21 protein-coding genes are annotated in these 24,961 nt (G+C 67.8%); 13 read left to right on the top strand and 8 right to left on the bottom strand.

Annotated elements, in window-relative coordinates; genetic code table 11:
• Positions 1–6: 6 nt before the first annotated feature.
• From MYSTI_RS23190 to MYSTI_RS23205, 4 genes are all read left to right on the top strand, one after another.
• The gene (locus MYSTI_RS23190) at positions 7–642 is read left to right on the top strand and encodes a thiamine phosphate synthase (RefSeq protein WP_015350225.1); all 636 of its coding nucleotides are present in this window, start codon (positions 7–9) and stop codon (positions 640–642) included.
• The gene (locus MYSTI_RS23195; protein WP_015350226.1) at positions 639–1,655 is read left to right on the top strand and encodes a hypothetical protein; all 1,017 of its coding nucleotides are present in this window, start codon (positions 639–641) and stop codon (positions 1,653–1,655) included. The genes MYSTI_RS23190 and MYSTI_RS23195 overlap by 4 nt, the downstream gene beginning before the upstream one ends.
• A 24-nt stretch (positions 1,656–1,679) precedes the next feature.
• Positions 1,680–2,570 (top strand): DUF4129 domain-containing protein, encoded by an 891-nt coding sequence (locus MYSTI_RS23200; RefSeq protein WP_015350227.1) that lies wholly within the window; start codon positions 1,680–1,682, stop codon positions 2,568–2,570.
• Between the two features lie 306 nt (positions 2,571–2,876).
• Positions 2,877–4,058 carry a DUF4350 domain-containing protein gene (locus MYSTI_RS23205; protein WP_015350228.1) on the top strand — a complete coding sequence of 394 codons (1,182 nt, stop codon included), beginning with the start codon at positions 2,877–2,879 and terminating at the stop codon, positions 4,056–4,058.
• A gap of 37 nt (positions 4,059–4,095) precedes the next feature.
• On the opposite strand, the gene exoP is transcribed toward MYSTI_RS23205, so the two are convergent.
• The 5 genes from exoP to exoL form a co-directional block, all read right to left on the bottom strand.
• Positions 4,096–5,298, bottom strand: coding sequence for a spore coat polysaccharide biosynthesis glycosyltransferase ExoP (gene exoP / locus MYSTI_RS23210; protein WP_015350229.1), 1,203 nt, complete (start codon positions 5,296–5,298; stop codon positions 4,096–4,098).
• Between the two features lie 64 nt (positions 5,299–5,362).
• On the bottom strand, positions 5,363–6,424 hold the full coding sequence (locus MYSTI_RS23215; protein WP_015350230.1) for a glycosyltransferase family 4 protein: 1,062 nt from the start codon (positions 6,422–6,424) through the stop codon (positions 5,363–5,365).
• A gap of 9 nt (positions 6,425–6,433) precedes the next feature.
• Positions 6,434–6,952, bottom strand: a complete 519-nt coding sequence (locus MYSTI_RS23220; protein WP_015350231.1) for a serine O-acetyltransferase — start codon at positions 6,950–6,952, stop codon at positions 6,434–6,436.
• 93 nt (positions 6,953–7,045) lie between these two features.
• Positions 7,046–8,500: a spore coat polysaccharide flippase ExoM gene (gene exoM / locus MYSTI_RS23225; protein WP_420811526.1), complete on the bottom strand. Its 1,455-nt coding sequence runs from the start codon at positions 8,498–8,500 to the stop codon at positions 7,046–7,048.
• Between the two features lie 62 nt (positions 8,501–8,562).
• Positions 8,563–9,660: a spore coat polysaccharide deacetylase ExoL gene (exoL, locus tag MYSTI_RS23230; protein WP_044281265.1), complete on the bottom strand. Its 1,098-nt coding sequence runs from the start codon at positions 9,658–9,660 to the stop codon at positions 8,563–8,565.
• Between the two features lie 396 nt (positions 9,661–10,056).
• Here exoL and ccmA point away from each other — a divergent pair, with 396 nt between their 5' ends.
• The 8 genes from ccmA to MYSTI_RS23270 all read left to right on the top strand — a co-directional run bounded on the left by ccmA (position 10,057) and on the right by MYSTI_RS23270 (position 16,847).
• Positions 10,057–10,716: a heme ABC exporter ATP-binding protein CcmA gene (ccmA, locus tag MYSTI_RS23235; RefSeq protein WP_015350234.1), complete on the top strand. Its 660-nt coding sequence runs from the start codon at positions 10,057–10,059 to the stop codon at positions 10,714–10,716.
• Positions 10,713–11,414 carry a heme exporter protein CcmB gene (locus MYSTI_RS23240; protein ID WP_015350235.1) on the top strand — a complete coding sequence of 234 codons (702 nt, stop codon included), beginning with the start codon at positions 10,713–10,715 and terminating at the stop codon, positions 11,412–11,414. The genes ccmA and MYSTI_RS23240 overlap by 4 nt, the downstream gene beginning before the upstream one ends.
• 3 nt (positions 11,415–11,417) lie before the next feature.
• Positions 11,418–12,134: a cytochrome c biogenesis protein CcsA gene (ccsA, locus tag MYSTI_RS23245; RefSeq protein WP_015350236.1), complete on the top strand. Its 717-nt coding sequence runs from the start codon at positions 11,418–11,420 to the stop codon at positions 12,132–12,134.
• Positions 12,135–12,136: 2 nt separating this feature from the next.
• Positions 12,137–12,319: a hypothetical protein gene (locus MYSTI_RS23250; RefSeq protein ID WP_015350237.1), complete on the top strand. Its 183-nt coding sequence runs from the start codon at positions 12,137–12,139 to the stop codon at positions 12,317–12,319.
• Positions 12,320–12,326: 7 nt separating this feature from the next.
• Positions 12,327–12,824 (top strand): cytochrome c maturation protein CcmE, encoded by a 498-nt coding sequence (locus MYSTI_RS23255; RefSeq protein WP_015350238.1) that lies wholly within the window; start codon positions 12,327–12,329, stop codon positions 12,822–12,824.
• Complete coding sequence (locus tag MYSTI_RS23260) at positions 12,821–14,839, top strand: heme lyase CcmF/NrfE family subunit (protein WP_015350239.1); 2,019 nt, start codon at positions 12,821–12,823, stop codon at positions 14,837–14,839. Before MYSTI_RS23255 ends, MYSTI_RS23260 begins: the two co-directional genes overlap by 4 nt.
• Entirely contained in the window at positions 14,839–15,399 is a 561-nt protein-coding gene (locus tag MYSTI_RS23265) for a TlpA family protein disulfide reductase (protein ID WP_015350240.1), read from the top strand. Before MYSTI_RS23260 ends, MYSTI_RS23265 begins: the two co-directional genes overlap by 1 nt.
• Before the next feature lie 89 nt (positions 15,400–15,488).
• A complete protein-coding gene (locus MYSTI_RS23270) occupies positions 15,489–16,847 on the top strand; it encodes a hypothetical protein (protein WP_015350241.1) in 1,359 nt (452 codons plus the stop codon).
• 30 nt (positions 16,848–16,877) lie between these two features.
• On the opposite strand, the gene MYSTI_RS23275 is transcribed toward MYSTI_RS23270, so the two are convergent.
• A complete protein-coding gene (locus MYSTI_RS23275; protein ID WP_015350242.1) occupies positions 16,878–18,032 on the bottom strand; it encodes a leucine-rich repeat domain-containing protein in 1,155 nt (384 codons plus the stop codon).
• Positions 18,033–18,465: 433 nt separating this feature from the next.
• On the opposite strand from MYSTI_RS23275, the gene MYSTI_RS23280 reads away from it, so the two are divergent.
• The gene (locus tag MYSTI_RS23280) at positions 18,466–19,500 is read left to right on the top strand and encodes a hypothetical protein (protein ID WP_015350243.1); all 1,035 of its coding nucleotides are present in this window, start codon (positions 18,466–18,468) and stop codon (positions 19,498–19,500) included.
• 150 nt (positions 19,501–19,650) lie between these two features.
• Here the strand turns inward: MYSTI_RS23280 and MYSTI_RS40935 are convergent, their stop codons facing one another.
• Both MYSTI_RS40935 and MYSTI_RS23290 read right to left on the bottom strand, forming a co-directional pair.
• Complete coding sequence (locus tag MYSTI_RS40935; RefSeq protein WP_015350244.1) at positions 19,651–22,806, bottom strand: hypothetical protein; 3,156 nt, start codon at positions 22,804–22,806, stop codon at positions 19,651–19,653.
• 281 nt (positions 22,807–23,087) lie between these two features.
• Positions 23,088–24,908: a hypothetical protein gene (locus MYSTI_RS23290; RefSeq protein WP_233277935.1), complete on the bottom strand. Its 1,821-nt coding sequence runs from the start codon at positions 24,906–24,908 to the stop codon at positions 23,088–23,090.
• Between the last annotated feature and the right edge of the window lie 53 nt (positions 24,909–24,961).

The following is a 24,961-nucleotide window of genomic DNA, read 5'->3' on the forward strand; positions in this document are numbered from 1 at the left end:
TTCCGCGTGGCACCCGCCCTCCCCCGGCTCGTCGTCATCACCGACTGGCGCCTGCCGCGCGAGCGGCTCCTGGGCGCGCTGGCGAAGGCGCTGGAGGTCGGACCCGAGGTGGCGGTTCAACACCGCCACCCGGAGGCTTCCGGGCGGACGTTCCTCGAGGAGGCACGGGTCCTCGCGACGCTGTGCCAGGCCCGAGGCAATCCGCTGTTCGTCAACGGTCGCCTGGATGTCGCGCTCCTCGTGGGAGCACATCTGCATCTGCCCTCGCACGGCCTTGCTCCCGAAGAGGTGCGTCGTCACCTTCCCGAGGGCCGCTGGGTCAGCGTGGCCGTCCACGATGCAGCAGAAGCCCGAGCCGCCCGCGGCGCCGACATGGCGCTGGTGAGCCCCGTCTTCGCGCCCGGCTCCAAGCCGGGGGACACCCGCGAGACGCTCGGGCCCGAGGGCTTCTTCTCCCTGGCGAAACACCTGCCTTGTCCCGCGCTCGCGCTGGGAGGCATCAGCGGGGAGACAGCGGGACGACTGACGGGCGCCGCGGGGTTCGCCGTCATCTCCGCCGTGCTGGAAGCCGAGGACCCCGCTCGCGCGGCACGAGCCCTGCTGGCCGCGTGCCCGCCCCGGGCTATGCTGCCCGCCTCGTGACTTCGCCCACCTCCGCCTCCGAACTGCGTCCCCTGGCCCTGGGGGAGCTGATTGACCGTGCCGTCACGTTCTGGCGCGGCCATCTCAAGCCCTTGTTCCTGCTCAGCCTGGGCTACTCGCTCGTGAACTACATCGCGACGAAGGGTGTGCTCCAGCTCACGCGCTGGCTGTCACCGATGCTCTACGAGCCCGACCGGCCGCAGCCCACGCTCGAATCCCTGGGACGCATCGCGGGCTCCACGGCGCTGTGGCTCGCGCTGTTCATGTTCCTCATCTGGAGCTACTGGCTCGCGATGGTGGCCAGCTCCCGGTACATCGTGAGCGCGCAGCTGGGCACGCCCGTGAGCCCGAAGGAGAGCCTGCGCCGAGGGTTCTCCATGCTGGGCCCCGTGACGGGCGCCTTTCTCCTGTCGTTGCTCTGGTCCACGGGCGTGTCGCTGCTGCTGACGGTACCGGGGGGGGTTCTCGTGGTCGCGGGCGGCATCGCGACGGCCATGGACTCCTCGGTCCTGGGCACGGTGTTGATGGTGGTGGGAATCCTGCTCGCGGGGTTGGGGCTGCTCGCGGCGTTCCTCTGGTACTTCCTGCGCTTCCTCCTCCTGCCGCCCGTGCTCGCGATGGAGGACCTGGGCGCGTGGGCCGCGTTCAAGCGCTCGCGAGCCTTGCTGGCGGGGCATGTGGAGCCGGGCTTCCTGGGGCGCGGAATGGTCCGCGCGATGATTCTCTTCACCGTGGTGAGCCTCATCCTGTTCTCGGTGCACCTCGTCTTCAGCATCCCCTCGTGGCTGGTGATGCTGCCCTACGGCAATCCCTTCGATGCGGGGACGCTCGCGAGGACACCGCAGCTCCTCCTGGTTCCCGTGGAGATACTCCAGGTGGCGGCGCAGGCGTTCTTCTCGCCCGTCAACTTCGTCGCCTGCGCGTTCTTCTACGTGGACATGCGCGTGCGCCGCGAGGGCCTGGACCTGGAGCAGCGCATGGGCAGCGAGCCCCCTTCGACCCAAGCCGCCTGACCCCTCTTCTCCGCGAGCCCTCGCGTGTCTCCCCTGCCCCTCTTGCTCCTGCTGTCCGCGCTTCCCTGCGATGAGCGGGAGGCCACCGTGCGCGCGCTCGAGGAGACCGCGCGGTCGCGTCCCGAGGAACTGCACGGAGCCCTGGAGGTGGTGCGGCGAAGCATGGGCGGAATGCCGCTCCCGCACGAGGAGCCCGATGTCCCCGCGCCGGAGCAGGTCCAGCACGTGGCGGACTTCCTCGAGCGCGCCTGTGCACTGGAGCGTCGCGAAGCCGCCACGGGTGTGACGGAGTTTCCCGCCAGCGAACGCGAGCGCCTCAAGGAAGTGCTCGACCGTCCTGAGTTCTCGAAGGCTCGGCAGCGGCATGGCGACCTGGTGAAGCAGTTCCTGCGCAAGCTGGAAGCGTGGCTGGAGGGGCTCTTCGAGTCCCGTGAGGCGCAGGGCTTCGCGGTGGCGACCCGTGCGGTGATGCTGGGGCTGGCCATCGCCCTGTTGTTGTGGGGCGTGCTGCGCGTTCGAGCCATGCGCCTGCGACGGAACATCGCGCGCACGGGGGCGGAGAGTGCTTCGGCGCCGCTGGTGCTGGATGCGCCGCCAGAACACTTGAGGCGAGCGAGGAAGGCCCTCGCGGACCATCCGCGCGAGGCGATTCGCGAGGCCTTGCTGAGCATGCTGTCCACGCTGGAGGAGCGGCGGCTGGCGCGGCCCGACCGGGTGAAGACGAATCGGGAGCTGGCGGCGGAGCTCCCCACGCGAGGTGCCCCCGAGGCCGTCACTCGCGAGGTGGAGCGACTGATGGCCTGGTACGACCAGGCTTTCTACTCGCTGGCCCCTGTGCCGGAGGCGGAGGCCAGGCGATTCGTCGACGCCGTCGAGCATCTCCAAGCGCAGCTGGGCGCGGAGGCCGAGGCATGAAGAGCGTGCGCGCCAACACAGCCGTCAGGGATGCGACCGCGGCCGTCGCTGCGCCAACGCCCAGGAGCGTGCGGCATGAAGCGCGTGCGCGCCAACACAGACGTCAGTGCGCTTGCCGCCGTCGCTGCGCCAACGCCCCAGGAGCATGCAGCATGAAGCGCGTGCGCGCCAACACAGACGTCAGTGCGCTTGCCGCTGTCGCTCTGCCAACGCCCCAGGAGCGTGCGGCATGAAGCGCGTGCTCGCCAACACAGACGTCAGTGCGCTTGCCGCCGTCGCTGCGCCAACGCCCCAGGAGCGTGCGGCATGAAGAACGTGCGCACGACCGCGATCTTCGGGTTGCTCATCGCGCTCGCCTTGGCGGCCGGCCTGAGCACGGGCCAGGACACGCCCGACTCCCTCGTGCCGTCCGTGGAGAACGTGGGCCCTCAAGGGGCGCGCGCGCTCTTCCTGTTCCTCCGCGAAGGCGGCCACTCCGTGAGCGAACAGCGCACGTCGCTGGACTCCCTCGCCACCGGCACTCGGACACTCGTCCTCGCCTCACCCACCGGCCGGCCCGTGTCGGACGCCGAAGTCCTCGCGGTGGATCGCTTCGTCCAGGAAGGTGGCACGCTGGTGTACCTGTCGCCGCGCGAGCTCGGCAGACATCAAGCGGCCCTGGAGAAGTGGCTGCGGCTGGAGGAAGGTCCTCTCCTCCCCGCGAGCGAGCGCGGACTCGCCACGGACCTGGCGGACGCGGGTGGAACCACGGTGGACGTGTGGCTCGACGCGGGCCCGCTCCGTGGACTCAGCGCCCTGCGGATCTCACAGGACCGGGGCCTCCGCGTGAACCACCCCAGCGCGATTCCCCTCGCGGGCCTCGGTGGCGCGGTGGCCGTGTGGCGTGTGGCGCTCGGACAGGGCGAGGTCTACGTCCTGGCCGGCGCGGACCTGGCGGAGAACCGACGCCTGGAGCTGCTCGACAACGTGCGCTTCTGGAGCGCACTCGCGTCACGAGGCCCCCTCGTCATCGACGAATACCACCACCAGCTCGCGCCCCCACCACCCCTCTCCCGAGGCATCTGGGTCTTCGCGGCCCAGGTGCTCGCCGTGGCGGGCGTCTACGCCCTCTCGCGCGGAACCCGCTTCGGAGAACCCAGACCGCTGCTCGTCGAGAAGCACCGCTCCGCCCTCGAGTATGTGCGCAGCATGGGCTGGCTCATGCGTCGCGCGAAGGTGGAGAAGGAGCTCCTGCCAGAGCTCGACAAGTCCTTGCGACAGCAGTTGCAGGAGCAGCTGGGTATCTCTCCGGACCTGGCGGACGTCGAAGCGGCACGACGTCTGGAGCAGGAAGGCGGAGTCCCCGCCTCCCGCTACCTGGACGCCAAGGCGCAGCTCACCCAGCTCCTCGCACAGCCCTCCGTCCGCCCCGTGGACTACGCACGCGTGGCCCGCCTCTACGCGCACCTGGAGCGGGCCGTGGCGGGCCAGGAAGCCCCCCGTCGCTGACAGGCAGCCCCCCTTCCCGCTCATCGGCACCGAGGGGTCAGAGCGACTTCCCAGCCGCCTCCATCGCGGAGCCCACGTGGTGGCGGATCTCCTCCACGCGCGCATCCCAGCTCTCGTTGAAGATTCGCTCCGCGCGCTCACGCTGTGGGCCCGGACCTTCCGCGAGGCACTCGTTCACCTTCCGCACGAAGTCATCCGTCGACGTGGCGATCTTGCAGAGCCCCACCTTGCGGACCTCCGGCAGGTCCGTGGACACCACCGGCAACCCCGAGGCCAGGTACTCGCGCACCTTCAGCGGATTGGCGTTCAGCGTGAGCTCGCTGATCTTGAAAGGCATCAGCGCGACATCGAAGGCCCGGCTGTACCCCGGCAGGTCCGCGTAGGACTTGCGCCCCAGCATGTGGATGTTCGGCTCGGCCCGCAGCTTGGAGTCGTCACAGTCGGGCGTCGTCTTGCCAATCACCACCACGGAGCCCGACGGGTGGGCCCGCGCCGTGGCGATGATGGCCTCCTGGTCCACCCAGTCCGCCACCAGTCCGAAGAAGCCGATGACAGGCTTCGGCAGTCGGGCGATATCCGCCGGGATGGGCGTCGCCGGGTCACACGCCTTCACGAAGTGCCGGAAGTCGGTGCCATGGCGCACGAGCACGGTGCGCGGGTTGACGCGGGACTTGCTGTCGCGCAGCCGCTCGGCGGAGGTGATGCACAGGTCCGCCCGGCGCAGCAGCCGCTCCTCCAGCTCCGCGATGTGCCGGCCGTTCGTGTCGCTGAAGGCGGAGAACTCATCCACGCAGTGGTAGACGACGAACTCCTCCCCCAGCGAGCCGGACACCGGCGCCGACGCGGGCAGGAAGCTCCAGGAGATGGGCCGCTGGAACCCCAGCTTCTTCATCGCCCGCAGCACTTGAAGCCGGAGCATCTCCCGATTCGCTCCGCGCACCCACTCCGAGCCGTAGAACGGAATCGCCAGGGGCGACAGGACGTGGAGGTTGGGCTCCACCTCGCGCAGGCCCTGGGTGAAGCGCTCCAGCTTGCCGAAGATGCGCTTCACATCGTGCGTGTTCACCCGAGGCGCGCGGTTGCCGATGCTGTTCACCCAGAGGATGCGGTTGTCTCGCGAGAGAATCCGCATGATGTGGACCTTCGACAGCGGATCGCCGTCCCAGTCGTTGGAGAACACCACCAGGTCACGCCCCCGGAGTGCCCGTCGGGTCAGGTCCATGTCATCGCTGCGCCGCATCTGTCTTCTCTCCTGTCACGAATGGGCCACGCGGGACCTCCGCGGGCGAAAATCAATCCCTGGCTCACATCGCGGACGCGGGCTGGGTCCGCGCGGGCTGCCGCCGCGCCAGCGACTCGTAGAGCCCCAACAACACCGGCCCCACGTCGGGCGAGGACACCGCCACGCGCCCCGCCGTCACGGCCTGCCGGATGCGCGCGGCGAGCGACGCCGCGTCCCCTGACGGGAAGACCCAGGTCCCCTCGGGCCGGTCGCACACGTCGCTGGCCACACACGGCACCGCCAGCGTCAACGCCTCCCGCACGGAGATGGAGTCTCCGTCGTGGGTGGTGGGCCGAAGGAACGCGTCACTGCGAACCAGGAGCCCCAGCGCCGCGGGGTGCTCCAGGTCTCCGAGCGGCTCCAGGTACTTCGCCACGCCCAGCTCCCGCGCATCGCGGATGAAGTCCTCGGAGTCCGTCCCGGGCCCGAACAACGCCAGCCCGACTTCCGGATAGGACTCCGCCACCAGCCGCAGCGCCCGGAACGCCAGCCGCCGCCCGTAGACGGGGGACGGATGATGCGCCATCGCCAGCAGCGGACGACGGCGTGCTCGCGCGGCCTCGACCCGCACGGGCACCTCCCCGGGCCGCACCTGCGAGGAACAGAAGGCGGGATGAACCAGCACCTTCTCCTCCGGAACGCCGCACTCCAGGAGCGCCTCGCGCACCGCCTCCGACACGGCGATGACCCGCGCGTAGCCCGCGAGCGCCACCCGCGCGAACATCCGCCTCGAGGACGAAGCCCTCAGGTAGTCGGGCAACAAGCCCGAGTGCAGCGTGATGAACCGAGGCGCACGCGCCCCGGGCAGTCCCCCCGCGGCGGCCGCCAGCAGCCAGGCCTTCGGGTTGTTCCCGCTGGTGTGGACATGCACCGTCCACCCCGCGCCGAGAAACCCGGTCAGCCGGAGGCCGAAGGGCACGAGTCCTCGCACGGGGAGGACGTCCGGAACCGGCCGGCCGCCCTTCCCGATATCAAGCACTCGCGCTTCGACCCCACGGCTGCGCAGGAACCCGTGAAGCTGTTGCACGTGAATCGACACGCCACCGAATGGCGGCGGGTAGTCACCGACAAGGAGGACGCGCATGGACAAACCCTATTGAGGCAAGGACCCGGTCGGCGACACCGCCGTCAGCGGCGGGCGGCGCGGAAGCAGCCCCATCTCCCGCTGATACGAGGTGAGTGGATCAGGGTCCTGCCGGATGATCCTCGCGGGAATCCCCGCCACCACCGTGCCAGGGGCCACGTCCTTCAACACCACCGCGTTGGCGCCGATGACCGCGAAGTCGCCAATGTGGATACTGCCCAGGATCTTGGCCCCCGCGCCGATGCGCACGTAGTCGCCAATGACAGGCGCCCCCTCGATTCCGGAGCGTCCGCCAATGGTCACCTGCTGGGAGATGAGACAGTGCCGTCCAATCTTCGCGGCCTTGTGGATGACGACGCCGATACCGCCGTAACCCAGTTGCGTCCCCTCGCCAATCTCCGCCTCGTCTGGAACGTAGGAGCTGTGCAGGTAGTAGATGGCCTTGCGGAGCAAGGCTGGCAGCAGCGGGACCTTCTTCAACCGCAGTCCACGAGCCACCCGGTACAACGTCATCGCATCGACACCCATCCACGCCTCCCAAGTCAACCGTGCGACGGGGTGGAACCTAGGTATCGACCCCCAGGGAGGGAAGTCGGCACTCGGGCTCCGCCCTGCTTTTCCTTACACTGCCCTGCGAGGCCGCAACCCCGCGAGCACCGCCAGGGGCCGCACGCCCGCGGCGTAGAGCACCCCGACATAACCCACCACGAACAACACTCCCGCCACCGCCAGCGGCAGCACTCGCCACAGGAAGCCCGCGGGCAGGTGCCCCCAAGCGCCTTCCGCGCCTGTCCTCAACACGAAGACCGCGGCCCCCGCCGCCCCCGCCGCCAGCGACGCGCGTCCCAGCGCGGGCCACGGCAGGATGTCCAGCAATCCCAACGGACGCTCCGGCGTGGACAGCGCCGCCGGAAGTCGGATGAGCAGCAACAACTTGCCCACCACCTCCGCGACCGCCCAGGAGCCAATCCCTCCCATCAACCCCAGATGTCTCACACCCAGCACTACCAGGGGCACCGTCACCCCGGCCTTCACCGCATATGAAACAAAGATGGCGCGCGTGAGACCTCGGGCCCGCAGCGTTCCATCCATGGGCAGGATGGAGAGCACCACCCCCAGCACGCTGACGCGAAACACGGGCACCGCGGGCAGGAACTTCTCGCCGAACAGCGCGCCGATGAACTCCGGCGCCGCCGCGAAGAGGAAGGCCGCGAAGGGAAGAAAGACATAGGCCAGACGCCCCGCCGCGTCGCGGAACGCCTCCACGCCTTCCTCCAGGCGCCCTTCGCGCTCCAGCTCTCCCAGGCGCACCATCAGCACCTCGCTGGTGGGCGTGTAGAGCAGGTCGACGACGGGAAGCTGGAAGCAGCCCACGCGATACATCGCATACATCGCCGGCGCCACCGCGCCCGCCACCATGTACAGGTGCGCGTTCTGCTGCGGCACGGCCAGCAACATCGCCGCGCCGAACGGCGCCGAATAGGCGAGCTGCTCGCGAAACAGCGCTCCGCGCACCAGCGGACCGGTGACGCCCCGCAGGGACACGAGCCACGTCGCCCCGTAGCGCAGCGCCGCGAACACCGCCACCGCGACCATCAACCCATGCAGCGGCGCCCCCAGCAGCGGAGGCACCACCATGACGCAGGCCCGGAGCGCATCGGACACCAGGTACACCGCGGCCGAGGCCCGGGTGCGCCCCTGCGCCGTCAGCGAGACCTCCAGCGGGAAGCTGCCGATGAGGAAGGCGGTATAGGCCGCCAGCGTGCCTCGGTGCTCGAGCAGCGCGGGGTTGGAGAACCACGCCGCCACGTGGTCCAGGAGCCCCCAGATGAGGGCCGCGCCCACCAGCCCCGCGCCGGACATGAACAGCAGCGTCTGCCCCACGAAGGGCCGCTTCTCCTGCGTGCGCGGCAGGAAGTAATACAGGCTCTGCACCACGCCGAACGGCAGCACGTAGTACAGCGTCGTGGCCACCAGGAAGAGCTGGTAGTACGTCCCGTACTCGTCCAGGTGCAGCACCCGCGCGAGCACGAGGGGAATCGACAGCGTCAACCCGGCCGTGAACAGCCGGGCCATCACCAGCGGACCGGCGCGTCCGAGGAGCGAGCCCCCGGACGCGGCCGTTGAAGCACCTTCGCTCACGGAGCCTCCGTCAACGAGCTCCCAGGCCGTGTCACCAGGTTGCCCAACAGGCCGTTGCGATAGGAGTGGGTCCTGCGCCCCGGCACCGGCCGGCTCACCCCCAACAGCCCGAAGCAATCATCCAGCTGGCACCCGGTGAGGGGCGACGAGTAGTCCCCCAACATGCCCAGGCTGAAGTTCTCCCACAGCACCTTGCGCTTGAGCGTGAAGGGGTCCCCGCCGATGCGGTTGGGCAGGTCCTCCGTGGTGACACCGGAGCGGAAGCCGTGCGACGCCAGCGTGCGGATGATCTCGTCCGAGTACCAGCCGTTGCAGTAGGCGAAGTCGCGCACCTGGATGCCCACCTCGGCCTCGATGGTGCGCTTGGACTCGAGGATCTCCTGCTCCACCACCGCCTGCGGCTCCAGCGTCAGCACCGTGTGCCCCAGCGTGTGCGCGCCGAACTCGAAGCCGTCGCGCGCCATGCGGCGCACCTCGTCCCAGTTCATGATGTCGCCCTGCTCGGGCACCAGGTCCTGCCCCCCACCCAGCTGCTGCTCCAGCCCGTCGATGATGGCCGTCAACACCCGCGTGGGGTGCTCGCCGATGAAGTCATCCAGCGCGGCCGACACCGTCTTCTGCCCGGAGAGGATGGGCCCCAACAGCGACAGCGACGCGTCCGGCAGCGTCGCGTACACCGGCTGGAAGTTCCGCTCCTGCGTGCGCCGCAGCAGGTGGAACAGCCGGTCATGGTTGAAGCGCCGGTTGGTGCCGATGAACGCCGTGGGCAGGTACGTGATGGCCGGCACCCCCAGCTGCTTCAGGATGGGGTACGCGTACCGGTAGATGTCCCGGTAGCCGTCATCGAACGTGATGACGCACAGGTCCTTCTTCGCCACCCTCCGCCCCGCCATGACATCCACCGCGTCGCCAATGGAGACCAGGTCGAAGCCCGCCGCCGAGGCCTCCTCGATGTGGCGCCGGAACGTCTCCTGACTGATGAGCAAGCCGGGGATGGACCGCTGAAGCTCCCCGGTGAAGTCACTCACTACCCGGTGATAACTCACGATGAGAATGCGCCGACCTCCCGACTGAACCCGCCGATAGGCCGCCATTGCCCGCCGCATGCCGCTGTAGTGCAGCACGCCAGCAGCCGCCGCCTTGACCGCCCGCCGCAAGACTCTCGCTGTCGCCATCACGCCCTCCGCGGAAAAGGTCCTCTGGCCCACGTTCCCCAGGGGAACACCCCAACTCGAGCGGGAGCATTGCAGGTGGGATGCCACACAGGATGCGCCGACGGAACCTGTCACCTGGAGGGAAGGTCCGATGGGACGGGAATCCTGCTCACCCGTCGACACGAGGCACGGTGGAAAGGCGACGGACCCCTCGGGCACGGCGGGCCCCAAGGGTTGGAAATTCTTTCCTCCTTCAGGCCGCTCCGCTCCTGCACGGCCGGCCACCTTGGTTTCACTGGATGACAGTGCCGATTCCGGGTACGACCGTGCTCCTCGATGGCTTCCCTCTCCGCCGCTCCCGCGCTCGCGCTGCATGACGTCAGCAAGCGCTATGGGCGCCGCTGGGCCCTGGCGCGTCTGACGTACGCGCTCCCCTCCGGGCGCTCGCTGCTGCTCACCGGCCACAACGGCTCCGGCAAGACGACCCTCCTGCGCCTGCTGGCCACCGCGCTGAGTCCCACCGCGGGCCGCGTGGAGGTGCTGGGCCGCGACGCGGTGACGGACCGCGACGACCTGCGTCGCGACGTCGCGCTCCTGTCCCACGCCAGCTTCCTGTACGAGGACCTCACCGCGCACCAGAACCTGGTCGTGCTCGCGCGCCTGCTGGGCCACCCGTCGCCCAAGGACATCGCTGGCTCCCTGCTGACGCGGGTGGGGCTGGGCAAGCGCTCGGACAACCCCGTGCGGGGCTTCAGCGCGGGCATGCGCAAGCGGCTGGCCATCGCCCGGCTGCTCATGAAGGCGCCCACCCTCGCGCTGCTCGACGAGCCCTTCGGCGAGCTGGACCCCGCGGGCATCCACGAGATGGAGGCCCTCATCGCGGAGCTGAAGGCCACGGGCGTCACCGTGGTGCTGGCCACCCACCTCATCGAGCAGGGCCTGAGCCTGTGCGAGGAGCGGCTGCACCTCGAGGACGGTCGGGCGGTGAGCGCATGATGCCCTCGCGTCCCCGCCCCATCGGGTTGCTCGGCACCACGCTGGCCCTGCTGCGCAAGGACCTGCTCATCGAGTGGCGCACGCGCGCGCGCCTCAACGCCATCGTCTTCTTCGCGATGGCCACGCTGCTGATGTTCTCCTTCGCGCTGGGCCCCGACACGCGCCTGCTGGAGAAGAACGCCGGCGGCTACTTCTGGCTCGCCGTGCTCTTCGCCAGCGTGCTGTCCCTGGGCGAGTCCTTCCGCGTCGAGTCCGAGAACAACTGCATGGATGGGGTGCGGCTGGCCCCCGCGGACCCTCGCGCCATCTACCTGTCCAAGGCCCTGGGCAACACGCTGCTGCTCGTCGCGCTGGGGACGCTGCTGCTGCCCGTCATGGTGGCCCTCTACGGTGTCCGCGTCGCCACCGGCTTCGTGGACCTGGGGACAGTCCTCCTCCTGGGCAGTCTGGCCCTCAGCGCCCCCGGCACTGTCTATGCCGCGATTTCAAGCAATGCCCGGGCACGAGACGTGCTGCTCCCTCTGCTATTGTTCCCGCTGGTCATCCCTGCGCTGCTGTCCGCGGCCAAGGCCACCACGCTCGTACTGCAAGGAGACCCCATGAATCAGTTGGGCTCATGGTTGGGACTTTTGCTCGGATTCAATCTGATTTATTGGGGCGTGGGCTTCATGCTCTTCCCGCGCATCATCGAGGACTGACGGATGAACAAGCTCGTCAAGTGGGGCCTCCCCATCGTGGGACTGGCCGTGCTGGGATTCGGCTGGTACCTGGGGCTGGCCTGGGCGCCGCCGGACCGGGAGATGGGCGACGTGCAGCGCATCATGTACGTGCACGTGCCACTCCAGTGGATGGCCATGCTGGCCATGTTCCTGAACTTCGTGATGGCGGTGACGCACCTGCTCAAGTCCAAGCCGGGCTGGAAGCTGGACTCGATGGCGGAGTCGGCGGCCGAGGTCGGCCTGATCCTGGGTGCGCTGGGCATGGTGACGGGGGCCATCTGGGGCCGTCCCACCTGGGGCGTCTACTGGTCGTGGGACCCGCGCCTCACGTCGGAGGCCATCATGCTGGTGACGTACACCGGCTATCTGGTGCTGCGGCGCTTCGTGGAGGACCCCGACAAGCGCGCGACGTGGAGCGCGGTGGTGGCGATTCTCGGTGCCATCAACCTGCCCATCGTGTGGTTCTCCGTGCGCTGGTGGCGAAGCCTCCACCAGGTGCAGTCCAGCCCGAAGACGGTGGACCCGCAGATGGTGTTGCCCTTGCGCGTGTCGGCCATCGGCCTCTTGCTGCTGACCATCGTCTGGCTGGTCTCCCGCTACCGCATCGCGTTGGCCGAGCGCCGCGCGGAGGTCGCGCTTCCGGACGCGCTGCCCGGCTCGGGCGCGCCCTCGGTCCACGACACCCCCAAGGTGGCCTGAACATGACGACTTTGATGACGCTGGGAGTGCTGGCCCAAGCCGCGGGCCAGGTGGGAAGTGGCCGCATCCAGGGCGGCTGGGAATACGTGTGGGCCTGCTACGGCAGCACCGTCGTGGTCCTCGTGCTTTACTCGCTGTCCCTCTGGATGCGCCGGCCTCAGGCCCCGCACGACGCGAAGGAGTGAGCCTGTCATGACGCCTGTCGCCCGCAATCGTTTGTTCGCCCTGGGAGCGCTGCTTGTCGCCGGCGCTGGCCTGGGCTTCGTGGCCTTTGGAAACATCGGCGAGAACCTCGTCTATTACTGGAGCCCGGCGGAGATGCTGGCCCAGGGTGACAAGGCCTACACGGCCACCATCCGCCTGGGCGGCGTGGTGCAGCCGGGCAGCATCCAGTGGAACGCCGAGCACACCACCCTGCACTTCCGCGTGGCCAACGACGCCACGGACGGCGCCGCCAACGTGCTGGTGCGCTCCACGGAGACGCCGCCGCAGATGTTCCGCGACAAGATCGGCGTCGTGGTGGAGGGCACCTACGACGCGTCGGGCGTGTTCACCTCCAACCGGCTGATGGTGAACCACTCGAACGAGTACCGCGCCCCCAAGGAGGGCGAGGACCCGAACAAGTGGCGTGAGACGCTCAGCGACAGCACGACGACGGCCAGCACGTCGCCCGGAGCGGGGGCGCGGTGAACGGCTCGCTCGGATATGGGCTGGTGCTCGGAGGGCTCGCGTTCGCGACCTTCGGCGCGCTGGTCGGACTGGTCGCGGGGATGCGCCGCAGCGAAGCGGGCTTCCCGTGGGTGATGCGCGCGGTGTGGGGCTTCGCGGGCTGCATGACGGCGGCGAACGCGGTGATGGTGTACGCGCTGGTCACGCATGACTTCAGCGTGAAGTACGTGGCGCAGGTGGGCAGCCGGGACACGCCGCTCCTGTACACGGTGGTGTCGCTGTGGAGCGCCCTGGAGGGGTCCATCCTCTTCTGGGGCCTCATCATGGGCCTGTACATCGCGGCCTTCGCGTGGATCCACCGCCGCGAGCACGCGCGCTACATGCAGCTGGCGCTGGGCACCATGCTGGCGGTGGGCGTGTTCTTCGCGTTCCTCATCGCCGGTCCCGCCAACCCCTGGGGCGCCATGTCGCCGGTGCCGGCGGACGGCCCTGGCCCCAATCCGCTGCTCCAGAACCACATCCTGATGATCATCCACCCGCCCTTCCTGTACCTGGGCTACGTGGGCATGACGGTGCCGTTCGGCGTCGCGGTGGCGGGCCTCTTGCGCGGCGAGATTGGCGAGGCGTGGATGGCGCCGCTGCGCCGCTGGACGCTGACGGCGTGGCTGTTCCTCTCCATCGGCATCATCCTGGGCGCCTGGTGGGCGTACGCGGTGCTGGGCTGGGGCGGCTACTGGGCGTGGGACCCGGTGGAGAACGCCAGCTTCCTGCCGTGGCTGACGGCGACGGCGTTCATGCACTCCACCATGGTGCAGGAGCGCAAGCGGATGCTGAAGCTGTGGACGCTGTCGCTCGCGCTGGCCTCCTTCGTGCTGACCATCCTGGGCACGTTCATGACGCGCTCGGGCATCTTCAACTCGGTCCACTCCTTCACGCAGTCGGACATCGGCCCCACGTTCCTCGCCTTCCTGGGCGTGCTGTTGGTGGTGTGCATCGGCCTGCTGGCGGTGCGCGGGCCGCTGCTCGTCCCCGAAGGGAGGATGAGCTCGCTGGTGTCCCGCGAGGCGAGCATCCTGGTGAACAACCTGGTGTTCGTGGCCATCACCTTCACGGTGCTCCTGGGCACGCTCTACCCGCTGGTGTCCGAGGCGGTGCGCGGCGTGCGCGTCAGCGTGGGTGAGCCGTACTTCAACAAGATGGCGGTGCCGGGTGGCATCGCGGTGCTGTTCCTGATGGGCGTGGGCCCGGTGCTGCCGTGGGGCACGCCGGACAAGGCCACGCTGCGCCGGCAGTTCACCATCCCCGCGGTGGTGGGGCTGGTGGTGACGGCGGTGTGCTTCGCGGTGGGCCTGCGCGGCGTCTATCCCCTGCTCACCTTCGGCCTGGCGGGGTTCGTCACCGTCGTCACCCTGCGGGAGCTGGTGGCGCCGGTGCGCGTGCGCATGTCGGAGCGCAAGGAAGGCCTGCTCACCGCCGTGATGACGAGCGCCACCAAGGCCCAGCGCCGCTTCGGCGGCTACGTGGTGCACCTGGGCATCGTGCTCATCATCGTCGCGGTGGCCGCGTCGTCCTCGTACGTCACGCACACGTCCGGCACCTTGAAGAAGGGCCAGACGCTGGAGCTGGACGGCTACAAGATGACGTTCAAGGGCCTGGTGGGCGGTGAGGAGCCCCACCGCACCTTCGTCGCGGCGCGCGTGGAGGTGACGACGCCGGGCGGCAAGGTGACGGAGATGCAGCCCCGCCTGAACTACTACGAACGGAGCACGGACCCCATCGGCACGCCCGCGGTGCGCGAGACGGCCGGTGAGGACCTCTACATCTCCCTCATGGCCTTCTCCCAGCAGACGGAGAACGCGAGCCTCAACGTCTGGGTCTTCCCCATGGTGGGGTGGATCTGGTGGAGCATCCCGTTGCTCGTGCTGGGCACGCTCATCGCGCTGTGGCCGCGCCGCAAGGCGGCGGTGGCGCTGTCGAGCGCGCAGGTGGGCGCCTCGCCGTTGGCGGGTGGTGACGCGGAGCGGGGGGCGGCCTGATGAAGCGCTGGCGCTACACGCTGTTGTTCGTGGCCCTCTGCGCGGGGCTGCTCGTGGTGCTGGCCAAGGGCTTCGGGCGCAACCCGCACGAGGTGCCCTTCATGCTCTCGGGCAAGCCCGCGCCGGACTTCGCGCTGCGCTCGTTGGACACCGGGGAGCGGGTGAGCCTGGCGGACCTCAAGGGCCGCCCGGTGGTCATCAACTTCTGGGCCTCCTGGTGTGTGCCGTGCATGTATGAGCACCCGGTGCTCGAGTGGGGCCAGCGGGAGTTCGGCTCGCAGGCGGTGTTCCTGGGCGTGGTGTTCGAGGACACCGAGGACAACGCCCGCGGCTTCCTGCGGAAGAACGGGTACAGCTTCCCGCAGCTGGTGGACCCGCGCTCGCGCATGGCGGTGAGCTACGGCGTGGCGGGCGTGCCGGAGACGTACTTCATCGACCCGTCGGGCACCATCCGAGGCAAGCACGTGGGGCCCATCGACCCGGAGTCGCTCACCCAGCGCATCCGGGAGCTGACGGCCACCGCGGCGGCGCCCTCCCCCGCCGAGGCCGCGCGGCCGTAGCCCTCTCGCTTCCAGAGAAAGCGTCGTGGTATTCCACGATGTGTGCTGGACCGTGAGGGCCCTCGCCCTCCGCACAGCAAGGTGGGTACATGCGGTGCCCGGAGTGCGGCGAGGCCTCGAACGGCCGGCTGAAATACTGCGAGAACTGTGGCGCGAAGATGCCGGAGAGCCCCCAGGGGCTCACGGGTTCGCGCTCCGCGCTGAGGTCGTCGAAGCCCAAGCGCGCGATGGAAGAGCCCTCCTACGCGGCGGAGATTCTCGACGAGGAGGAGGACCCCCGTCACGGCAACGCCCCTCGAGGAGGCCACCCCGCCCCGAGGACGCGAGAAGAGGCCGCGGAGGACACGGACCCGGGGCAGTCGCGGCCTCGGTACGATGGGCCCCGGTGGCTGGCCAGTGTGCCGGCGCATTCTCAGAGCGTGTTGGGGCTGGCGATGCTGGCCTTCGCGCTGGCGCTCACCATCCTCCCCTCCTTCGAGAGCGTGGGTGTGGTGGGCACGGTGCTCGCGGTGGCGGGCGCGGTGTTGCTGCTCGCGCGGGAGCTGCGGCTCGCGGGTGAAGCGGCGGGCTTCACGCGGCTGCTTCCGGAGGTGGTGTATCGGCCCGAGGTTCCCGCGGCCTATTCGCTGCTGCTGGCCGCGCTGACGGTGCGCATGCTGGGGATCGGCTTCACGCCGCTGCTGTGGCTCGTGGCCTCGGGCATCATCATCCATGACCAGTACCGCAAGGTCATCGCGGGGCCTGAAGGCGTCCTGGCGCGCTACTTCGACCTGAGGCGGCTGTTGCTCGTGCCGGAGGTGGTGGCGCTCGGCGGCGTGGCGCTGTGCCTGCTGACGCTCTATGCGCCCTGGCACACGATGAGCGCGCTGCCCGTGGTGGCGGATGCGCCCGTGCCCACGGGGCCGCCGGAGCTGAAGGTCATCGGGCAGCAGCGTCCCGTCGACGACTCGCTGTACTCGGCGGGCTCCGGGGTCATCACGCTGACCGGCTGGGACCTGTCGGGGGCGGTTCTGTTCGAGCTGCTGCTGATTTCGCTGTTGGGGTTGCTGGCGCTGAAGCCGGACGTGCGCCGCCCCGCGTGGACGCGCTTCGCTCCCGGGGGCGTGGTGGGGCTGGGACTGATTTGGGCGCTGCTGCACATGCGGCTGGTGCCGGGCCCCCTCATCTTCGTCGTGGGACTGGGGGCCATGGGCTTCCAGGCCTTCCGCTACCTCACGGGGTGGCAAGACGAGGCGGAGCAGGTGCCCGCGCCTGCGTACAGCACGGGCGGCTCGCACCCCGATGACGAGCAAGAGCCCGCTCCGGGCAGCTACGCCACGCGTCCGGACGGCGACGAGGAAGACGAGCCGGACGCGGACAACATGTACCCGGACGACGAGCCGGAGCCGGATCCGGACGACATGTATCCGGATGACGAGGAAGCGGACGACAAGCCCCGTGGCCGTTGAGGCGAGCCCAACGGGGTTTCGCCTCGCTGGCTACGGTGGCTCCGTGACGAGATAGCGCGCCGCGAGTTCGTTCCATGCGTCAGGGGAGATTTCGCGCCGCGCGCAGATGAGCTGTTTCACGCGGGAGAGCGAAGGGGCTCGCGCGAGGATGCGGCTGCCCACGTCGGACAGCTCCGTGCCCGTCAGGTCGATGACCTCCAGCTGAGGTGCGAAGCGCGCGTGGATGAGCGCCTCGCAGAGCACGTCACCGAAGCCGCAGTAGCGCAGCACCAGGTGGCGGAGCCGAACGAGGCCCTCGGCTTGAAACAGTGCGTGGACGTCCTCTGGCGTCCACCCGACGTACCACTCGAACTGGAAGTCGATGCCCAGCTGCTCCAGCTTGGGGAGGCACGCCTCGCGGAGGAACTGGAGTCCGCTGGCTTTGGGCACGGGAGACGTCTTCCACGCGGACAGGTCCGAGGGCCCGAGGGGCGTGGCCCCCAGCCAGTTCAGCGAGAGGGAGCGCAGCTCGGGATGCTCCAGCCTCCCGACCTGAAGCTCCGCCATCGGGAGGACGAGCGTCTGAAGTCCTGGGTACAGCGACAGGAGTGTCTCCAGCGCATCGAGCCGGACCCACTGAATCCAATCCCGCTCGATTCCGGTGAAGTAGCCCACGGTCAGCTCGCGCACCGAAGGGAGTGGCCCTCCTCGGTGAAGCACTTCAACCAGGCGGGTCGCGTCCGTCGGGCCCCGTTGAGTGAGGGCGATGTCCACGGCCTCCAGTCGGCTCGTGTCGAGCGACGTCAGGGCCAACTCCAACAGGTCCACACCGGAATCGGGGCGCTCGAAATCAATCAGCAGCAGCTCGAGCCGGACGACGTCACCGGCCTCGCGATGGATGTCCAGCTCATCGTCTCGGATGACCTCCCAGTACTTCCGGCGGTCGATGACGATGCTCCTCAGGGAGGAGGCAAGCCCCACCTCACGGAGCTCGACGAGGACCTGATGGAGCGACTCCTCGCTGCCCGCCAGGTCCACCTGGATACGCAGCTCGCTGATCGGCTCCTCGCGCATGAGCCGAGAGACGAGGCCCACCAAGCGGTCGGCGTCCATCGCGACCTGGTCCACGCGCCCGTCCACGAAGACGGCTTCACCAGGGCGAAGTCCCAGCTCCACCCGGCGCCGCTCTTCTCGTTCGTCGTTCATCGAGACCTCGACCTTGATGCAACCATCACGGACCGGTCATGGCGAGCTGGCGCCCCGAGCATCGAGGCCCGGTACGTCATCGGCCACTTCCTCGGCGAGACACGGAGCGACGTGGAATCACAGACCATCCTCGGCCCACTCTACACGGAAGACTTCTCGTCCATGAGCACCGGGCCATCCGGTGCTCCCTGCCGACGGTCCTCCGCCTCATGCTGACGGACCCATCCGACATCGAGCTGTGGATTCATCGCCATGGCTCTCCTCGTCGCATGGAGGGTGCCCCTCCCGACGCCGCGTTGACGGCGCTCGACCGCGTGCAATGCAACGTGGTCGCGGACTGGGCAGCCCTCCTCGGCCAGCAATGGGCAGCGTCGGGGAAGCCACGGCGATATGATGCCCCCTGACGCGCGCCAGCACCTCACGAGGAGCCGCCTTGAGACAGAATGTGCCGCACGCCATCGTGATTGTTTCGCCCGGTGACACAGCCGTCGCAGACATGGCGGTGCAACTGAAAGACAAGATCTTCAAGAAGATCGGGCGCCATGCCTACACGGTCACCCTTCACAAACACATCGCGAATACGCAACTTCAACAGGTCCTGACCCAATTCGCCTCCGGCCGACTCTACGTGCTCGGACACGGAGAAACCCAGACCATTGGAGAGTTTCAGCCGGAAGAACTGGCCTTGCACCTCTTCAAGCATGGCCTGAAACCTGACTTGGACAGCATTCATGTCAGGGCTTGTTACTCCGGGGCGTTCCACGAGAACGACGACGATGACGACCCCAACCCCGAATCCCTTCCCCCGGCATACCGTCTCTGGCAGGCACTCATCGCGCTCTGGCAAGGGGGCGGGGACAACATCTACGTCACGGGCATGACGGCGCGGGGAGTGGAGCTCTCGACCCTCTATGCCGACCCGACACGGAGAGCCGCGAACCAAGGCAAGTTCCGTGCGCTGCGCGAGCACCCATCCCTCAAATGGATCGACAAGCTCAGGGAGAACAGCCGGGACAGGGGTGCCATCGAGAACCTCCTCGACATCGACGACCCCGGCAAGCTCAAGGGTTTCCGACTCAGCATCCACTTCGGCATCGATGTATTCACGGCTCGTTTCCTCGGAGGCCAGCGCCCTCCCCCACAGTACGAGGGGCAGGAGCTGGACGACACCGTGAGGACCCAGGTCATGGATGCTCGCCGCCAACTCCTGGGAGCGCAGCCACCTGCATTCGATGATGTGGACGAAAAGGCCAACCTGATTGCAGCGCTCATTCGGTACCTGATCATCGACGACCTGGACAGCAGCGAGGAGGATGAGGCGAGCGAAACCCCGGACATGCAAGGGACCGCGCTCCAGGACGAAATCCTCAGCACCCTCGACAATATCGCGCCCCTCCTGCACGAGACGCTGCTCCTGGACCGGACCACCAGCAAGGCCGTCTTTGGCCATAAGCCCCAGCAGAACTGAGTCTCCCCCCTTCGATGTCGGAGATCTCCATCGCGAGGCCCTGTCCTCCACAATCCAGTGGCGGGCGCGGTGAGAAGACCCCGCCCACGAAACAACACGAGCCGCGGAGGCACCCGCCCCCGCGGCTCGCTTCACTTCACCTCAGCTCCCTCAGTTCGGAATGCTGAGCCGCAGCCGAAGCAGCGTGGGCTCCACCCAGGCGCTCGCCTCGGGGCCACCCGCCGCGGCCTGCTCCGCCAGGGACGCATTGATGGCCTCTTTCAGCTTCCTGGCACGGGCCGTCACCACCGAGTCCAGGTCCTGGAGGATGTTGTGCGCCGGAGGCGCGGCGGCGTCGCCAAACAACGCATACATGTCCTGCACGTCGTTCAACACCGGAGTAACTTCCACGTCCTGCAAGGTGTCGTAGCCCGACAGGATGGAGTCTTCGCCATACAGCATCCCGCGCAGATGCTCGTCGTGGTCCACCGACAGCGGCAGGGCAAGCGCCGCATAGGCCTGCCACAACAGCCGCGTCCCCGTCAGTCGCTTCGACTGGACCTGCAGCGAGTCACCTGCCTGCTCCATCCGCGCCGCGAGGGAGCTATAGAACTGACGCTGCTGGCTCTTCAACTCCCCCACCATGCGGGTCCGCATGCTGACGCGGAAGGCCTCACCATAAGGAATGCCACCTGGGTGAATGGACTGAGAAATGGAACTCCAGTTCTTTGCCATGGCGTCGTTGGGATTGCGTGTCGTGTTCGGATTGTAGTTGTCAATCTGGCTCTCCCTCATGGCGGCGCGGAATGCGTCTCCCCCATGGAAGTAGTAGCTGAACACCTTCTCGGACTTGGGCGCGTTCGTCACGGGGTCCCGGTAGGAGTACCGGACGTACACCGTGGAGCCGAGACGGAAGTTGAGCTCCCACAAGCCACCCAACCCCAGCGGATTCATGGACTCGAGCTCCCAGGCCCCCTCACCACACAGGTCGATGTGCGCGCCATCGACATTCAGGTTGTCGGCGATGAGGAGCGGACGCAGCGCATCCACGCTCCAGCGAGCCGGGTCCAGCAGGAGCGTGTCCTGAGCACCATTCTGGTCTTGGTCACCCCACGGCAATCCCGAGCAGGTAGCGACATCCAGTGCTCCCCGCTTCAAGACGTGCTGCGAGGGCTCCTGCTCCGGCACACCCCACATGTCGACGCCAAAGAGGCCTCGTGTGGGGTCATTCCGCCAGGAGACTTCCGACTGCTCGATGAGCGACTTCAACATGCCCCAGTCCAGCAGGTAGCGCTCATGAATCTTGTCGAACAGCGGCTTGCCGATGTTGCGCAGCGACGTGTCGAGCCGTGTCCCCTGCGTGATGAGCTCGCTGTGGCGCGTGGAGAGCATCGTTGCTCCCAACGTGGCCTGCTCTTCGAAGAGCTGCGCGTACGCCTCCGAGCCCGTCATCCAGTCCTTCGGGCTCGAGATGCGGTCGCCATGGAGCATGGGCAAGCCCAGCTGCACGGGGAACTCGCGCAGGTAGTTGATGTTGTAGGAGAGCTTGTGGATGGAGAGCTCGTCCGCCGGGCTGATGTTCGGGTTGGAGCCCCGGTCGTTGATGCCCGCGAGGATGGTGGACCGGTGCGCCTCCACCGCGCCCCACATGGAGAACTGGCTCTCCGCGGGGATGAACTCCTCCGTGTAGCGCATGGGCGTGGGGTGGCGTGAGTTCCAGCCCAGGTAGGTCCAGGCCGATAGCTCGAACGAGTCGTTCTTCGTGTCGGTGAAGTACTCATACATGCTCTGGTCCACACGATTCAGCCCCATTTGCAGTGCATGCAGTGACTCCTGGAGCTCCTCCACGTTCTGGTTCACCCGGCCCAACTCCCAGTCCACCAAGGCGAACCGGGCCTGCAGATCACGGTGGATGTCATTCAGCTTCCGGTCCACCCGGTCGAAGCGAGAGAACAGTCTCCCCTGCATCTCCACGACGAACTGATGGAGCTTGCGAATCTCCATGAGGATGATCTGCTCGATGGGCGGCTCCGAGGGCTTGCGGAGAATCGAGATGAGGTCGAAGACCGCGCTGATGATCTGGAACGAGAAGATGCTGGCGCTGACAATCTTGAAGCCCTTCGCCCCGAGCCCCAGGATGCCCGCGGCCTTCTCGGCGATCTTGACGGAGCTCTCCGCGTACTTCGCCACCGACTCGATGGTGGTGCTCAGCGCCTTGCTGAACCGGATGATGTCCGCGGCGAACTGCAGGTCGCCGCTCCGCTTGAAGAGCTCGGCAATCACCCCCAAGCCACCCGAGACGCCCTCGCGCACGCCGTTGAGCTGGCTCTTCAGCGCGGAGCCCTTCGTCTTCGCCGCGGTGATGGCGTCCTTGAGGGCCTTCTCCTCCGGTGTCTCCGCCAGCGTCCGAGGCCCCGCCGCGCCCTGCTCGTTCGGCGCCAGGGACGGGGCGGGTTTCTTCAGGGCAAGAGAGGCCCGGTAGGCCTGCTCGGCGATGTTGAGGTCGTTCAGCATGTTCGAGTACTGCTGAGCGGCGGAGAGCCCCACTCCAGAGGCCGTCGTGACAAACGTCCGCGCATCCTCGGGCGTGGTCGACAGGCTTCCGTTGCTGGTGAGGCGCGGCAGGACGAACCCCGCCAGCGGCCCCATGGGAGCCGAGGCGAGGATCTGGGCCGCGGTATGCGTGGTGGAGAAGCCCACGCCCGCGCCAATCCCTCCGCTGTTCAGCGCGCCGGCCAGGGCGGCGTTGCCCTGGGCCAGGTCATGCAGCCGGGCCCAGATGTCCTCGGTGAAGGACTCCGCGTCTCCATAGCGCTCCACCATGGACGCGGCGCTCGAGAGGCCCCGCTCCAGGTCCAGCCCGTTGCGCATGCTGGCGAGCAACCCTCGGGCATAGCTCCGGAACGCCTTGCCCGGCACCGTCGTCGTGGACAGCACGGGTTGCGCCCTCGACAGGATGCGAATCATCGTCCGCACCCGAGGCCCTGAGCCATCCGTCGCGGCGTTGAACGGGTAGACGTTCAGCGCGGTGGAGAGGGTGTTGAGATGCGAGGTCAGCACCGCCTGGGTGAGCGACGGGTTGTCCCGAGCCAGGTAGTACGCCATTCCCCCCAGCAGGTGCAGCCGAGGGTCTTCCTTGGACACGGCCACGGTCGCGTAGACGCGCCGGTTGACCTCTTGAGCCGGCAACAACACGGGGGTGAGCGAGGTGAGAGCTTGTGTGTCGTGGCCGTCCGACTGGGCTTGGGCCGGAGGGACGTCGCCAGACGCCGTTTCATCCAGTGCGCCCGGGGCTTCTCCACATCCCCAGAGCACCAGTGCGGCCACGCTTCCAAGAAGCCAGCGGAGGCCCGTGCGCTTCGCAGCCGCACGTGGACGTCGAGAACCTACATCTTCTATCGAGGACGGATATCGCGATGGGGGCATAGCAGATTTCCAGTGAAGTCAGCAAAGAGCTGACTTCGCCGAGAATATCTGGTGCATACTGCGTTACAACAACCATCCCAATTCCGTAGCAACTGCTTGCTGGACAACGACCATCCCACGTGTCGTGAGCCAGGGAGGCCATATCCCCCCATGACTCACCCCGTTTCACGTCAGCCCACACATCACAGTTCGCAGTGTGTCCCCGTGACGGCGTCCTGCCGATAGACCCCTTCCTTCCCCGAGACAGGCTTCAGGTTGTACGAGCAGTCCCCCTTGGGCGGGAAGTCCGGGAACCCGGCGGTCTTGAACTGCGCGATGCTCTTCTTCAGGTTCTCCTGCGTCGGCTTGAAGTGGCCGCTGTCATTGGAGATCCACTGAACCACGCCATGACTCACCTTGACCGTGCCCGCGCCGATGACCTTGATTTGGTGTCGCACGGAGTGCCCTGGCGGCGAGTTGGGAGTCGGCAAGCCCGCCAGTGACCCCATCAGGATTCCAGCATGGGTCGTCAGCCGTGGTGTCACACACCCCCGGGTCGAGCTTCCCGCGGGCCTGGTCTCCCCCACGCAGTTCGCCCCACCGCGAATCTCAATGTACCGGCCGTCGACATTGACCATGTAGATCTTGTGGTCCCGGGCATCGATGACATACAGCGTCTCGCTCGCGCTGCTCACCGTCCACGTATGCACTTTGGTGTTCGTGGACTTGTAGTAGGCGAGCCCGCCCTGGAAGACCACCTCATAGGCCGCGAGCGCGCTGTTCGGAATCCCCTTGGCGCAATGAGCCTTCTCCAGCCAGGATTCACAGACACCATTCTGCTTCGTCCCCGTGTCGTTGTACTCCAAGTAGACAGGGAAGTCCTTGCAGATCTGCCCGATGGGACAGACGGGCTGACAGACGCCACTGAGGTTGATTTGAAGACCCGCCGCGCAGGAGTAGCTGGACTCGGTGCATGAACAGACCCCGAAGAAGCAGCAGAAGTTGAAGGGCCAGTAGACACACGTTTCCCGCGTGCACTGGGAGCACGGCAACTGATTGGCCCCGCCACAGCTCGCCAGGGCGGTCCGCGCGGCCAGCGCCCTCTTCCGATTCGCGAACGCGGCTCCATGGCCTCTGCTCTGGGCGATATCCGCGGAGGTGATGGTGAAGCCCCGGCTGGCGGCGACGGAGATGAGCAGGTCGTCTGTCGTGGCGGTCCGCAGCGCGGCCATGAGGCCGTGGTCGTTGACCGCCGCGTCCAACAAGGCCTTCATCGCCGCGTTGTACGTGGGCTGTCCTGCCAAAGGCGGAGAGATGCACGTCACCGTCGAGAAGGGCGAGCTCACCGTGGGGTTCGAGAAGTCGAACCATGGCTGCTGCCGCTGTGCGCACAGCTGCTTTCCCGCGCCGTGCTCCACATACGGGTCGAGGAGCTGATTCGAACCACTCCCGAAGGGCGCGGGGGCTCCGTAGTTCGCCACACCATTCGTCCACGAGGCCAGGCCGCTGGTGGCCGTGGGCCAGAGGACCTGGTTCGCCGTGGTGGGCTCCGACATCTGGGGGATGAGCAGCTCCGCCCACTTCAGCGTGACGACATTGCCCGCCTGCCCCTTGATGACGAGGGTGCGGTTGGAGGCGTAGACCTCGATGTCCCAGACATAGCGAGCTCCCGCCTTCTCGATGAGGCCCACGACATTGCCGCTCGAGTCATAGGCCGCGATGGCCATCCCCAGCCTGTTGTCGACATGGCTCAGGGCCCAGAAGCTCATCCCGTTCGCGGTGGCGATGGGACACAGGTCGCTGGTGTGCAGTCCCTCGGGCCCCTGCATGCAGCTCTTCTTCAGGCCGGTGGGGAGACGCAAGGGCGTCTGCGCGTCGACAAGGTGGACGGTGGGAACGACCGGGACTTCCCCAGAGAGGTCCGGGAGCGCGCAGTTGCAGACGGCCTGGCCACCGCCGGAGTCGAGGCACGCCTTCACGGGGGGATGGGTGGGACTGTTGCTCCAGCTTCCCGTGAAGACCATCCCGTATCGTGCACAGACGGTGTGACACGCACTGGCGGCCGCGGCATTGCTCG

Source organism: Myxococcus stipitatus DSM 14675, from assembly GCF_000331735.1.
In the GTDB taxonomy this organism is placed as follows: domain Bacteria; phylum Myxococcota; class Myxococcia; order Myxococcales; family Myxococcaceae; genus Myxococcus; species Myxococcus stipitatus.

What these genes read in the sequence shown, in the direction of transcription:
- ccsA (WP_015350236.1), top strand. Translation starts at nt 11,418, where the DNA reads ATGAACAAGCTCGTCAAGTGGGGCCTCCCCATCGTGGGACTGGCCGTG.
- MYSTI_RS23290 (WP_233277935.1), bottom strand. Translation starts at nt 24,908, where the DNA reads ATGGTCTTCACGGGAAGCTGGAGCAACAGTCCCACCCATCCCCCCGTG.
- MYSTI_RS23275 (WP_015350242.1), bottom strand. Translation starts at nt 18,032, where the DNA reads ATGAACGACGAACGAGAAGAGCGGCGCCGGGTGGAGCTGGGACTTCGC.
- MYSTI_RS23215 (WP_015350230.1), bottom strand. Translation starts at nt 6,424, where the DNA reads ATGCGCGTCCTCCTTGTCGGTGACTACCCGCCGCCATTCGGTGGCGTG.
- exoL (WP_044281265.1), bottom strand. Translation starts at nt 9,660, where the DNA reads ATGGCGGCCTATCGGCGGGTTCAGTCGGGAGGTCGGCGCATTCTCATC.
- MYSTI_RS23270 (WP_015350241.1), top strand. Translation starts at nt 15,489, where the DNA reads ATGCGGTGCCCGGAGTGCGGCGAGGCCTCGAACGGCCGGCTGAAATAC.
- ccmA (WP_015350234.1), top strand. Translation starts at nt 10,057, where the DNA reads ATGGCTTCCCTCTCCGCCGCTCCCGCGCTCGCGCTGCATGACGTCAGC.
- exoP (WP_015350229.1), bottom strand. Translation starts at nt 5,298, where the DNA reads ATGCGGCGCAGCGATGACATGGACCTGACCCGACGGGCACTCCGGGGG.
- MYSTI_RS23220 (WP_015350231.1), bottom strand. Translation starts at nt 6,952, where the DNA reads ATGGGTGTCGATGCGATGACGTTGTACCGGGTGGCTCGTGGACTGCGG.
- exoM (WP_420811526.1), bottom strand. Translation starts at nt 8,500, where the DNA reads ATGGCCCGGCTGTTCACGGCCGGGTTGACGCTGTCGATTCCCCTCGTG.
- MYSTI_RS23205 (WP_015350228.1), top strand. Translation starts at nt 2,877, where the DNA reads ATGAAGAACGTGCGCACGACCGCGATCTTCGGGTTGCTCATCGCGCTC.
- MYSTI_RS23265 (WP_015350240.1), top strand. Translation starts at nt 14,839, where the DNA reads ATGAAGCGCTGGCGCTACACGCTGTTGTTCGTGGCCCTCTGCGCGGGG.
- MYSTI_RS23255 (WP_015350238.1), top strand. Translation starts at nt 12,327, where the DNA reads ATGACGCCTGTCGCCCGCAATCGTTTGTTCGCCCTGGGAGCGCTGCTT.
- MYSTI_RS23250 (WP_015350237.1), top strand. Translation starts at nt 12,137, where the DNA reads ATGACGACTTTGATGACGCTGGGAGTGCTGGCCCAAGCCGCGGGCCAG.
- MYSTI_RS23240 (WP_015350235.1), top strand. Translation starts at nt 10,713, where the DNA reads ATGATGCCCTCGCGTCCCCGCCCCATCGGGTTGCTCGGCACCACGCTG.